Source organism: Arthrobacter sp. SPT-J7 (assembly GCF_059089965.1).
Genome location: NZ_JBNHFF010000002.1, coordinates 199,249 through 211,899 on the forward strand (window position 1 = coordinate 199,249; position 12,651 = coordinate 211,899).

The following is a 12,651-nucleotide window of genomic DNA, read 5'->3' on the forward strand; positions in this document are numbered from 1 at the left end:
CCGACGGACTCAGTTCGCGGCCAGGATCCGCAGCACGTCCTCGCCGTAGCGCTCCAGTTTCGCGGGTCCCACGCCGGCCAGCTTGGACAGCTCGGGCAGCGACTGCGGCCTGGCCTCGGCGATCGCCACCAGCGTGGCGTCGGTGAAGATCACGAAGGCCGGCATCGACGCATTGCTGGCGGTGTCCTTGCGCCACTCGCGCAGCGCCTCGAACGTCGACTCCTCGTAGGTGGGAGGACAGTTGTGACACCGGCCGACCTTGCGCTCCGCCCCGCTGTTCAGCAACGTTCCGCATACCCGGCAGACCGCCGGCGCGGCCTGCTTGCGGCGTGCCGGGCGCTGGCCGGACACGCTCCGCACCGATGATGACGAGGCCGGCCTCAATCCATCCAGGAACCGGGAGGGCTTGCGGTTGGCGCGGCCGCCCGGAGTCCGTGCCAGCGACCAGGAGAGTGCCAGATGCTGGCGGGCACGGGTGATGCCCACATAGAGCAGGCGGCGTTCTTCATCCACTGCTTCATCAGTGTCGGCGAAGGAGATGGGCATCAGTCCCTCGCTCAGTCCGACCAAGAAGACCGCGTCCCATTCCAGGCCCTTGGCCGAGTGCAGCGAAGCCAGGGTGACGCCCTGGACTGTGGGCGCGTGCTGTGCCGCTGCGCGTTCATCCAGCTCGGCGACGAAATCCTGCATGGTGAACACGCCGCCGGCTGCCGAACCGCGGGCGGCGTCCAGCTCCTCGGCCAACCCCACCAGCGCGGCCAATGATTCCCAGCGTTCACGCACTGCCCCGCCGGCCTGCGGCGCTTCGCGGGTGTAGCCCAGGTTAGCCAGCACATCGCGGACCAATTGCGGCACGGGCTCGGTTCCCGCGGCGCGGGACGAGGCGCGCAGCTGCAGGATCGCGTCGCGGACCTCCCGGCGCTGGAAGAACCGCTCGCCGCCGCGCAGTTGGTAGCCGATGCCGGCACTGGCCAGCGCCTGTTCGTAAGCCTGCGACTGGCCATTGGTCCGGAAGAGCACGGCAATCTCGGCGGCGGCGACCCCGTCGTCAAGCAGACCGCGGATGCGCGTGGCCACCTGCGCCGCTTCCGCCTCGTCGTCGGCACATTCGGTGAAGGACGGCTCGGGTCCCGCCGGGCGCTGGGCGATCAGCTCCAGCGGCGTCGGCCAGCTGTCCCCGCCGCGGGACGGCTGCCGGGTGCGGGCGGCCAGCAGCGAGTTGGCCAGCTGCACCACCTGGGGTGAAGAACGGTAGTCCCGCACCAGTTTCACCACATCGGCTCCGGGGAAGCGTTTGGTGAACTCCAGCAGATGGCGCGAGTTCGCACCGGTGAAAGAGTAGATGGTCTGGCTTGCGTCTCCGACCACGCACAGTTCGTCGCGGTCCCCCAGCCACAGGTCCAGCATCCGCTGCTGCAGCGGCGAGACGTCCTGGTACTCATCCACCACGAAGTGCCGGTACTGGTCCCGCACGGCGGCGGCGACCTTCGGGTCTTCCTGGAGGATCCCCACGGTGATCAGCAGGACATCCTCGAAGTCGATGATGTTGCGGTCCGTCTTCACGTCCTCGTACGCCTGGTACAGCCGGGCCACCGTGGTCAGGTCGTAGCCTGCCGGCGCTGCACGACCGGCCGCCCGGCGGACATAGCTCTCCGGCGTCAGCATGGAGACCTTGGCCCACTCGATTTCGGCGGCCAGGTCACGGATCGCAGCACGGTCGGTGGTCAGCCGCAGGCGCCGGGCCGCTTCGGCGATGACGCTGGCCTTGTGGTCCAGCAAACCGGGCAGCGAGCCACCGACCGCCTGCGGCCAGAAATACTGCAGCTGGCGCAGCGCCGCGGCATGGAACGTGCGGGCCTGCACCCCGCCGACGCCCAGGTCGCGCAGCCGCGTGCGCATTTCGGCGGCCGCCCGGGCCGTGAACGTGACCGCCAACACGCGCTGCGGCTGATACACCCCGGTATGCACGCCGTAGGCGATCCGGTGCGTGATCGCCCGCGTCTTGCCGGTGCCCGCTCCCGCGAGCACGCACAGCGGGCCGGCCAGGGTCGTGGCCACCTGGCGCTGTTCGTCGTCCAGCCCGGACAGGATCTGCTCTTCGAGGCTGCCCTCCGGACGGGGCGCGGCCACCGAAGCGCTCATTGCCCGGCCTGCGGCAGAGCGCCGCCGTACCAGTGCTCGATCATGGCCCGGGCAATGGAGAGGTCGCCGGCCACCTGGACCTCGTTGGCCGCCAACGCCGCTGCCAGTTCCTTCCTGCTGAACCAGCGGGTGTCAAGGATCTCCACACCGTCCGGCACCGACGCCGAGTCTGTCGCCACCGCGGTGAAGCCAATCATCAACGACGCCGGGAACGGCCAAGGCTGGGACCCGAGGTACGCGGGCGAATGCACCACCACACCGGATTCCTCCTCGACCTCCCGAACCACTGCTGCCTCCAGCGACTCTCCCGGTTCAACGAATCCGGCCAGGGTGGAATACCGGCTGGCTGGCCACGCGCTGTTGCGGCCCAACAGCAGCCGGTCGTTCTCGTCGATCACCGAGACGATGATCGCTGGGTCGGTGCGCGGGAAGTGTTGGCTGCCGTCGGCGGGGCAGCGGCGAACCCAGCCGCCTTCTTCGATCTCGGTGCGCTGCCCGCAGCGCGGACAGTGCGTGTGCGCCAGGTGCCAATTGGAAATGGCCGCGGCTTCAACGAACAGCCCGGTGTCTTGGGCCGAAAGCTGCCCTGCCACATCGCGCAGGCTCAGCCACTCGCCGTCGTACTCCGCCAATTCCGTGCCTTCAGGCAGCACGGACAGCACGATGTCCGTGCCGACCGGCACATCCGCCCCTTCCACCGCCCGTCCAAGGTAAATGGACAACTCGGTGGCGGCCCGTTCGCGGCTCGGGAGCAGCACGATCCGGCCGCCGCGGACCAGCGTTTTGCCGTCGGCGATGAGCATCACATAGGTGGTGTCGCCGCCCCAGATGCCATCCAGCAAGCCGGGATGGCTGCGCCGTTCGCAGCCGCGGTCCATGGTGGTGCGCGCCAGCATCAGCTGGCCCAGCGGCGGGAACCCGGCGGAGGCGGTGCTAAGACTCATGTATCTACCGTACTCACCGCGGAGCCCGGACCGTTATTCGGGCCGCGGCAGCTGTGGAATGCACGACGGCGGTGCGTTCCGGTGCCGCCAGCGTCATCGTTCCGGCGACTCGCCGCGGCCGTGGACAGGCAGCCGGTACCGGATGCACGTACGGTGGACTACGTGAGAAAGACACCTCTGGAGCTGGCGGCGATAGCCAGCGCGGCCGTACCCGGGTTGGCGCCCACGGGCGTTGCCGGTCTGCCAGACGATGCAGCGGATTTCCAGTCCGCCGTGCTCACCGATTCGGCCGGCAAGCGGTGGCGGGTGCGTTCACCGAAACACGCCGAAGCGAGTATGCGACTGGAAACGGAGTTGCTGGTGCTCCGGGCCTTCTCCCCTGCCATCCGGGCAGAGCTGCCCTTCCAGGTGCCCACCGTCGCCGGCACCGTCCAACAGTCCGAGCTGCGCACGTTTGTCTACAACCACGTGCCCGGCAGCACCTTCGCGCTGGAGGCGCTGGTCGCGTCGGGTGCCTCCGTACCGGTGTCGATCGGACGGACAACCGCCGGCATCCACGACCTTCCGGCGGCCATGGTCGACGCCGCCGACCTGCCCAGTTACACCGCCGACCAATTCCGCCAGCGGAAGCTCAACGAACTGGACCAGGCCGCCACCACCGGCAAGATCCCGCCCGCGCTGCTGCGCCGCTGGGAGCACGCCCTGGAAGACGTGGCGCTGTGGAAGTTCAACCCGTGCGTGGTGCACGGTGACCTGCACGAAGACAACCTGCTGGTCCATGACGGCAGCGTTTCCTCGGTGACCGGCTGGACCGATCTGCGCATCGGCGACCCGGCCGATGACTTTGCCTGGCTGGTGGCCGTGCATGAGCAGTCATTCGCCGACGTCGTGCTGGAGTCCTACCGGAAGTACCGCAAGGATCCGGTGGACCCGCACCTGATGCGCCGCGCAGCGCTGGCCGCTGAATTCGCTCTGGCGCAATGGCTGGTCCGCGGACTGGCAGCAAACGATCAGACCATGGTCGATGAAGCCGTGGAGATGCTGAACGAACTCGAATCGGACGTAGCAGAGCACGGCGGCCAGCCGATCAGTGTCACCGCTCCCCCGCCGCCCGCCGCTCCCCCGACGCTTCCCGCGGCTGCGCCGGGCGCCCCGGAGCCGGAGACCGCCGCCGGCCCGGCGGCAGAGGCACGGGCTGGCAAGCCAGCGGACGCCAAGTCACTGGACGCCGTTACGGACGAGGCCGAGGCATCCGGTTCCGGCGCCGATTCCACAGCGGACGGTACGCGTCCCACCAACACGGACAGTCCCCGCGTGCATCTCTCCAGCGGTCCCGGCCAGCGGAAGGTCACCCTGCTCCCGGTGGAAGATCCGGCAGCCGATTCCGCTGCGTCGACGGCGCCCACCGGCCGGCCTGCTAGCCAGGCACCGGGCAGCCAGGAGAGCGACCGTCCGGAGAGCACCAGTCCGGACGGGACGGAATTTGCGGAGGGAGCAGGCGCGCCGGGAACCGGCCCTGCGTCCGTGGATACCACCGCGTTGCCGGTGATCAACCAGCCGTGACCGACGCCGCTGTCGCCGAGACCGGGCTGCCCTTCTAGGCGTAGGCCCGTAAGACGGCTGCTTCCAGTTCCTCCTCACCGGCGAGGTCGTGCGGCCTCACCAGCCGGTCCTGGGCAACGTAGTAGAACGCGGCCTTGACCTGGTCCAGATCAAGACCGTGCAACCGGGCCCACGCCAGCCGGTAGACGGCCAACTGCACGGCTTTGACGGTCAACTGCCGCCCCGTCGGCGCTGTGCCGGTCTTCCAGTCAATCAGGTCCCAGCAGCCGTCGGCATCGCGGAAGACGGCGTCGATGCGCCCGCGCACCACGACGTCGCCGACCCGGGTCTCCACGGGCACTTCGATGGCTGCCGGCACCCGGTTGGCCCATTCGGAGTCCTTGAACGTCTTGATGAGCCCGTCCAGGTCGTAGGCCTCGTCGATGTAGGAGTCGGCCGCCGCCGGATATTCCTCAAGGTCCAGCATCCCTGTGGTGCCGAAGTATTCCTCGATCCAACCGTGGAAGGCTGTTCCCTTGCGGGCTGCCATGCCGGGCTTGCGCGGCACCGGACGGCGCAGCCGCCGAGTGACTTCGTCCGGATCGTCGGCCAAGTCCACCAGCAGCGATGCGGAGATGTGTGCCGGCAACTGCACTTCTCCGGCAGTTGGCGCGGCGTTGTGCCGCTCCAAGAGCAGTCGGGCTTCATGCGCCCACGAGGAATCCGCAGGAGGTTGGCGGTCCTGTGCCATGGATTCGAGTACAGCTTGGGCTGCCTGTTCCATGGCCGCGCGGCGGCCGGCACGTTGCCGCTGCGGGACGCCGTTGCGGTAGACCCGCGGCCCTTCCAGGGGGTCGAAGGGCCACAGCGCCGTTTCCATCTCAGCGCGGAACGGATTCTCCGGTCCAAGATCTTGGTCCTGGACCCAGTGCGCCACCTGCACCGTACCGGGTTCGCTCTGCGATAACTCATGCAGTTCGGCCAGGAAGACAGAAACCGCTGTTGGCTTGACCTTGCTGCCGGACCAGCCAGCGGAGCTGCAGACAAGCAGGTGCTTGGCCCGGGTATAGGCGACGTAGGCCAGCCTGCGCTCTTCGTCTTCGCCGTGCGCTTGCACATCCGCTTTATAGTCCGCTTCCGCGTTCAGCCAGGACAGTTGGTCCGGCTGATCGGTGTCCCACTGGGGCAGATCAAAGCGGTCCCCTCGCAACGGCCAGGGCAACGCCGCGTGGCCGCTGCTCCACCGGCTGTCCGACGACGACGGGAAAGCGCCGTCGTTGAGCCCAGGCACAAAGACGGCGTCCCACTCCAGCCCCTTGGACGCGTGGACCGTGAGCAACTGCACGGCATCGTGCCGCACCTCCACCTGAGCCATGTCCAGGCCGCCTTCCTCGGCGGCGGCGGCTTCCAGCCAGGCGAGAAAAGCCAGCAGGTCAACGCGTTGCGACGTCTGCATGAACGCGGCCGCAGCGTCGTGGAAGGCATCAAGGTTGCGCCGCGCCTGATGGATGCTCTGGCCGGGTTTCGAAGCGACCTCGATGTCCAGCAACATGGTGCGCTCCACTTCACCCAACAGCAGCGTCAGGTCATCGCCGATGAAGCTGCGGAGGTAGCGGACCTCGTCCGCCAAACGGGTCAGCCTCTCAAGCGCCACAGGCGTCAACGAGCGTCCGTAGCGGGAGGTCCAGCCCGGCCTGGGCAGCCGGTCGAGCGCCTCAATCAGGGACGCAGCCTCGGCCAGATCGTGTTCGACGACAGTTTCCGCAGTCGGCTCATTGCGGTCAAGGTCGGGAGCTTCGCCGGCCTGGACGGCGCTCAGGCGCTTGCGTTCCAGAAAGCGCGACCAGTCAGCCAAGGCCATGAGGTCGGCGGGGCCGATCCGCCAGCGGGCACCAGCCAGCAACCGCATCAGTGCGTCGGAGCGTCCCGGATCCGCCAGGACCCTCAGCATGGCCACGAGGTCCACAATGTCGGGCTGGGCCAGCAGACCGGCCAGCCCCACGATTTCGTAGGGAATGCCCCGTTCCTCCAGCGCTTTAGCGATGCCGGGGATCTGGGCTCGCCGCCGGCACAAGACCGCGGCGCTGACCTGCTCTGCCCTGCCTGTTTCCGGGTCCCGGGAGAAGACCGTCATTCTGGCTCGTTCGATCGCATCGGCAAGGGCGCTGGTTTCTTCCGCCTCCGTCGCATACCGCCCCAATGCCACTGTTCCTTCCGTGGCTCCGGGCCGGGGTCGCAGCGGCGGGACGCTGATCCGGCCTGGGCGCGGCCGGTTCGGGTCTTCCCTGTTCAGCGGGGCGGATATCCGGTTCGCCATCCGCAGGATGTTTTCACTGTTGCGCCAGGCCACCGTGAGGAAGCCCGCCGGAGCGGGCGCCCGGCGTCCGTCGTCGTCCACCAGCGGGAATTGCTCTTGGAAGGCGAAGAGCTGGCCGGCGGAAGCGCCGCGGAAGCCATAGATGGATTGGTTGGGGTCTCCCACTGCCGTCACGGCATGCCCGTCGCCGAACAGCTCGGAGAACAACACCATCTGGGCGTGGGAGGTGTCTTGGAATTCGTCGAGCAACACCACTTTGTAGCGACTGCGTTCGAGTTGGCGGGCCTGCGGCACTTCCCGGGCGATGCGCGCCGCCAGCGAAACAAGATCGCCATAGTCCAGCACGCCGCGTTCCCGCTTGGCCCGGTTGTAAGCGGCGGCGAGGCCCGCCACCGTGATCCGCGTCCGCAGCCGGTCCAGCAGTTTCCGCACGTCCTGCTTGGCTGGCTTGGTGCTGCCGTCGACATAAGGCAGCGCGGCAATCCGCTCCACCTCGGCGGCCAGGTAATCGGCCGCCTGCTCAGGAGTCACCAGGTGCTCCGAGCATTCCCCGGCGAACTGCATCACCGAGCCGACCAGCGTTGACTTGGCGGCCGTCAAGTGCTCGATGGGTCCGTCGTAGGCTTCCACGCAGTGGCTGGCAAGTTGCCAGGACTGCGCTGTGCCCAGCAAGACCACGTCGCGTTCGATGCCCAGGCGCAGCCCGTAGTCGCTGACCAGGCCATTGGCGTAGGAGTGATAGGTGGAGACCTTGGGCTCCACGAACCCGGCAGCGTTGTCTGCCTCCTGCGGCAGCAGCCCCTTGCGGTCCAGCCTGGCCAGCTGGGCGCGGATCCGGGCGGCCAGTTCCCCGGCGGCTTTTCGGGTGAAGGTGACGCCGAGGATTTCGTCCGGCCGGACGAGGCCGTTGGCCACGAGCCAGACGACGCGGTCGGCCATGGTTGCTGTCTTGCCCGATCCGGCGCCGGCAATGACCAGCAGGGGCTGCATCGCGGAACTGATGATGGCGGATTGTTCGGCGGTGGGCAGATGCTGGCCCAGCAAACCGGCGAGTTCTTCCGGGGTGTAAGTGGTGGTAACCGATCCGATGCTCATTCGGTGACCTGCCTTCCTTCTGCACACAGGGGACAAATTTCCGGTGCCCGGCAGCCGTGGCCGCCGTTCCGGGAGCGCTGCGGATCGTGCCGGGCTTCGAATTGCGCGGCAGACATCAGGGCTGCCGCCTCATGGATCATCGGCGTCGCCCAGTCTTCGCCGTCGGCCAGGCTTTCCTGCTGTTGGACCTTGACCGATTTCAGGTCCTGCCCGAGTTGAACCAGGGAGGCGCCGCCGGCGGCCGGTTTGTGCCCGGAAAATCCTCCGGCCGCCACCGCCGCTTGGTAGCTTCCGAGCTGGGGGTGCCGCTCCAGCTCCGCTTTGCTGGGGGCCGAGCGGCCCGTTTTCAGGTCCACGATGTGCAGGCGTCCATCGGCGTCCAACTCCAACCGGTCCACTTGTCCGCGCAGTCTGGCCACGCGCTCGGGACCTTGCAAATCCACTGAGAAGTCTTGCTCTACGCCGAGCAAGCTGCGGCCTTCCAAACGCATCTGGACGACGTACTGGGCCAGCCTGCGGACCATGCCTTCGGCCCGGTTGAAGTCCAGCCTGCCTTCCCAGTTTTGCTTCATGCCCAACTGTGGCCAGCGGCGGACGAGTTCCGCCACGTATTCGTTCCCGGTGCCCTCGGGAAAGTCCTGCGCAATACCGTGGACCAAGGTGCCCAGGCTGCGGGCAAAATCGGTCGCGGCTTCGCCGCCGGCGGCCTGGATGAACCAGTCCAGCGGGGACTTCTGGACAGCCTCCACCTTCGACGGGGATACCGGGACAGGTTCCCCTTCCGGCACCACCGGTGCCGTGCTGCTCAGCGGCAACAGTCCCCACCAGTCGCGCGGATGCGCACCGGGTACCGGCACCGGGCTGGCCGCCAGCATTGCCAGGACTGCCGCAGCGTCAGCAGCTTGTTCCGGACGGTCCGTTGCTTGTTGGGCCGCCTGCCGAAGTTCCGCAGCCAACGCCCGCACCGTGCGCGGCCGGAGTACTTCGGTGGCCGGCCGGGGGCTTTCCGGGTCCAGCCAGGGGTCGACCAGATCCAAGAACTGGGACGGTTGGGCATCTTCAGATTGCACGGCCGTACAGATCAGCCGGCGTTCGGCGCGGGAGATTGCGGTGGAAAAGCTGCGCAATTCGTCGTACCGGATCTCGCGCAGCCGGGATACCGCGTCGATCCGCCGCGCTTCCTCGGCCCCGTGTTCCAGGACGTCGACGAACTGGGTGCTGCCCAACAGTTCGCCGCGCAGCCGGGTATTCGGCCACACTCCTTCCTGGAGGCCCGCCACGATGACCAGCGGCCAGCCCCGGCCGGCCGCCGAGGCTGGAGTGAGCAGCTCAACCGCTTCGCGCACCTGGGCCCGCGGCGCCAGGTTGTCCATCGGCAGTTCCTGGTTCAGCAGGTACTCCAGGAACTGCCGCGGGCTCGAGCCCGGGAGCTGGTCGACATACCGTTCGGCCGTCTGGAACAACGCCATCATGGCGTCGAGATCCCGGTCGGCCCGGACGCCGGCCGGTCCGCCTTGCAGCGCCTGCGCAGCCCAGCGGTCCGCCAGCCCGGCTGCGGACCACAAGGCCCAGAGCACCGTCTCCGCGTTGGCTCCCGGCGCGGACGCCGCCTCCCGGCCGGCTTGGAGCATCCGCGCGACCCTCCGCGCGGCTCCGCCTTCCCGTCCGAGGGTGCTCAGGAACGCAGCGTCGCCCAGCGCCTCCACGAGCAGCGCATCGCTGGACCGGCCCCCGCCGCCCAACAGCTCTTCGCGCCGCAGTGCTTGGCGCAGGCGGCGCAGGTCGATTGCCGTAGCGCCCCCGATCCTGGAGGTCAGCAGGGCAACGGCGGTGTCGGCGGTGAGCAGGTCCGGATCGAGCACCATCGCCAACGCATCCAGCAACGGCCGGACCGCCGCTTCGTCGCGCACTGCGGTTTCAGCCACCGGAACTTTGACCGCAATGTCTTGGCCCGTGAGGTAGCGAGCGAGGGCGGAGAGCTGGCCGCCGGTCCGGACGATGACGGCCATCTCACTGAGCCTGTACCCCTCGAACAACCGGGCTTCCAGGATCCGCTGGGCAACATAGCGGTGCTCATGGACGGGCGAAGCCACCACGTGCGCACTGGCGGAAGGCGCGTCATCCTGCACCGCGGCAGCGCGGCCGGGGTCGGCACCGGCTCCGGCTTCAGCCCCAGGATGGACGAGGTCGCGGGCGCGGTGGGCACCGGCAACCTGGGAGATTCTGGCCGCGGTGGATTGCCAGGAGGCCGCGACTGCGGGCGCCATCCGGTGCGAGGTGGTCAACACCAGCGTCTGCAGGGGTTTGTCCCGGGTGCCGAGGAGTCCCGGAAGTTGGCCGATCACATCCGGCCGGGCGCCGCGGAAGCCCTGGACGACTGTGTCCGGCGAGGCGGCCAGCACGGCGTCCTGTCCCTCGACGAGCAAGGCCAGCAGCTCGAAGACGGCGGGATTGGCTTCCTGCAGGTCGTCAGCCAGGATCAGCTGGAGACGGCTGCGCTCCCGGTCGAGGAGTCCCGGATGCTCCAGCAACAGCTGGCGGGCCGATGTAATGATGCCGGCTGGGTCGAAGGCCTCCGGCATTCGGAGGTCGATCAGGTCCCGGTATTCGCGGTAAAGCTGTGCCGCCGCGACCCAGTCCGGGCGGCCGCACTCAACGCCCAGTTGCTCCAGCTGCGCGGCGGTACTGCCGTACTCGGTTAACCGGTCGAATAGCTGGCGGATCTCCTGGCGAAAGCCGCGGGTACCCAACGCCTGCTGCAGGTCTTCCGGCCAGCCGGCACCCTGGCCATAGCCGGCACGGTGGCCGGCCAGCAGTTCCGCGATGATCTGGTCTTGTTCGGGCCCGGACAACAGTCGGGGCGCCCGTTCGACCAGCGGCAGCAGCCCTTCCACGCGGGCCCGGCGGATCAGGTCGAAGGCGTAGGCAGACCACGTCCTGGCCAGGGAAGTGCCCAGACTGCGGTCCAGCCGGGCGGTCAGGGCATCCCGCAGACGCGAGGCGGCCAGCCGGTTCGGGGCCATGAAGAGCAAACCCGCCGGGTCCAGCCCGGTTTCTTCCACGCGGCGGACCGCGTGCTCCACCAACGCGGTCGTCTTCCCCGTGCCCGGGCCGCCGAGCACCAGCACCGGACCACAGCCGGCAGGCAGGCCGATGACTTCTGCCTGGTCCTGGCTCGGCAGCGGGGCGCCGGCGGACTTGGTCTCGGGCCGGACCAGCCTCAGCCCGGCCGGCGGCTTCGTCTGCATCATGCGCCCATCCCATCAGTCGCCTCGGACACTTTGCGCCGCAGCCGCTCGATCGCGGCGAAATCTTCGTCGTGGGGCATCCAGCGGGCCTGGGCCATGCGCACCTTAGCCGGTCCGGCAGCCGGCTCGGCCAGCGGGGTCCCTTCCCGGCGGTAGTGCATCACCGCCCGCGCCATCAGCTCATCGGGCAGAGAACCATTGGCACGGATGATCCGCCACCAAGGAGCCGCATTCCCATGCAGGGACATGATCCTGCCGACCAGCCGGGGCCCGCCCGCGTCGAGCAGTTCGGCGACGTCCCCGTACGACAGCACGCGGCCGCGCGGCACGAGCGCTGCGAGGTCCAGCACCGCCTCCACCACCGCTTCCCGCATTACACCATTGTAATTTGGCCTGCCCATGCTGCCCTACAGCAAGGCACCGGGGCCCAAAGTTTCCCGCGCGCCGCTGCGCCTCCCCGGTTTCGTCCGACCCGGCCGCTACGGTTACCGGCATGAACAGCTGGCATAAACGTCCCCGGGCCGCCTTCGATGTGGAAACCACGGGCCGCGATCCGCATACGGCTCGGATCGTGACGGCTTCCCTGGTCCTGGTCGACGAAGCGGGCCGTCCCGTGCAGGAGCGTGAGTGGCTGGTAGACCCCGGCGTCGACATTCCCGCCGAAGCGGCCGCGATCCACGGGGTCAGCACGGAGCGTGCCCGCGCCGACGGCCTCGATGCAGCCACCGCCACGGCCGGGATCGCCGAGGCACTGGCCGGCTTCTTTGACGCCGGCATTCCCGTCATGGCCTTCAACGCCGCCTACGATTTCACCGTGCTGGCCAATGAATGTTCGCGGTACGGCCTGCTAGCCCCGACCGCAACGCCGGTGATCGATCCGTTCATTCTGGATAAGCAGATGGACCGCTACCGGCGGGGGAAACGCACTCTGGTGGCGCTGTGCGAACTCTATGGCGTGCGCCTGGAGGCTGCGCACACGTCGGCGGCCGATGCGCTGGCAACTATCGGAGTCGCGGATGCCCTGGCCCGCCGCTACTCAGGGCTGTGCGTCGACGCCGCCGAACTGCATGAACGGCAAATCGGCTGGTGCGCGCAACAGGCCGCCAGCTTTCAGGAATGGCTGCGGCGCACTGACCCGGAAGCAGTCGTAGACGGCGTCTGGCCCGTCCGCTTGATGCCGGTGGCCGTCTGACGCTTCCCTCTGCAGCAATCCTGCCGCAGCTGTTGAGCGCTCGAGTGTCAACTTCGGGTCGTCGTATGACGCAACCTTTGGTCGAATTCCGGCGCGCTGGCCCGGCTGTCATAATTAAGACTCTGCGGCGGCGCATGCTATGGCGGCCGCCGATGCTTTCTGAGTTCAACT

The 12,651-nt window shown here is 68.3% G+C and carries 7 protein-coding genes; 2 read left to right on the plus strand and 5 right to left on the minus strand.

Annotated elements, in window-relative coordinates; genetic code table 11:
• Positions 1-9: 9 nt before the first annotated feature.
• Positions 10-2,142: an ATP-dependent DNA helicase UvrD2 gene (locus AC5RWX_RS03730; RefSeq protein ID WP_494096978.1), complete on the minus strand. Its 2,133-nt coding sequence runs from the start codon at positions 2,140-2,142 to the stop codon at positions 10-12.
• Positions 2,139-3,086, minus strand: coding sequence for an NAD(+) diphosphatase (gene nudC / locus AC5RWX_RS03735; RefSeq protein ID WP_494096979.1), 948 nt, complete (start codon positions 3,084-3,086; stop codon positions 2,139-2,141). Before nudC ends, AC5RWX_RS03730 begins: the two co-directional genes overlap by 4 nt.
• A 162-nt stretch (positions 3,087-3,248) precedes the next feature.
• On the opposite strand from nudC, the gene AC5RWX_RS03740 reads away from it, so the two are divergent.
• The gene (locus AC5RWX_RS03740; protein WP_494096980.1) at positions 3,249-4,649 is read left to right on the plus strand and encodes a macrolide 2'-phosphotransferase; all 1,401 of its coding nucleotides are present in this window, start codon (positions 3,249-3,251) and stop codon (positions 4,647-4,649) included.
• 34 nt (positions 4,650-4,683) lie between these two features.
• On the opposite strand, the gene AC5RWX_RS03745 is transcribed toward AC5RWX_RS03740, so the two are convergent.
• From AC5RWX_RS03745 to AC5RWX_RS03755, 3 genes are read right to left on the minus strand one after another with little or no spacing between them, the layout of a single operon-like run.
• Positions 4,684-8,040: an ATP-dependent helicase gene (locus AC5RWX_RS03745; RefSeq protein WP_494096981.1), complete on the minus strand. Its 3,357-nt coding sequence runs from the start codon at positions 8,038-8,040 to the stop codon at positions 4,684-4,686.
• Positions 8,037-11,291 carry an ATP-dependent helicase gene (locus tag AC5RWX_RS03750; protein WP_494096982.1) on the minus strand — a complete coding sequence of 1,085 codons (3,255 nt, stop codon included), beginning with the start codon at positions 11,289-11,291 and terminating at the stop codon, positions 8,037-8,039. Before AC5RWX_RS03750 ends, AC5RWX_RS03745 begins: the two co-directional genes overlap by 4 nt.
• Positions 11,288-11,662 (minus strand): MGMT family protein, encoded by a 375-nt coding sequence (locus AC5RWX_RS03755; RefSeq protein WP_493943455.1) that lies wholly within the window; start codon positions 11,660-11,662, stop codon positions 11,288-11,290. The genes AC5RWX_RS03750 and AC5RWX_RS03755 overlap by 4 nt, the downstream gene beginning before the upstream one ends.
• Positions 11,663-11,781: 119 nt before the next feature.
• On the opposite strand from AC5RWX_RS03755, the gene AC5RWX_RS03760 reads away from it, so the two are divergent.
• Positions 11,782-12,480, plus strand: coding sequence for a 3'-5' exonuclease (locus tag AC5RWX_RS03760; RefSeq protein ID WP_493943456.1), 699 nt, complete (start codon positions 11,782-11,784; stop codon positions 12,478-12,480).
• Positions 12,481-12,651 lie beyond the last annotated feature (171 nt).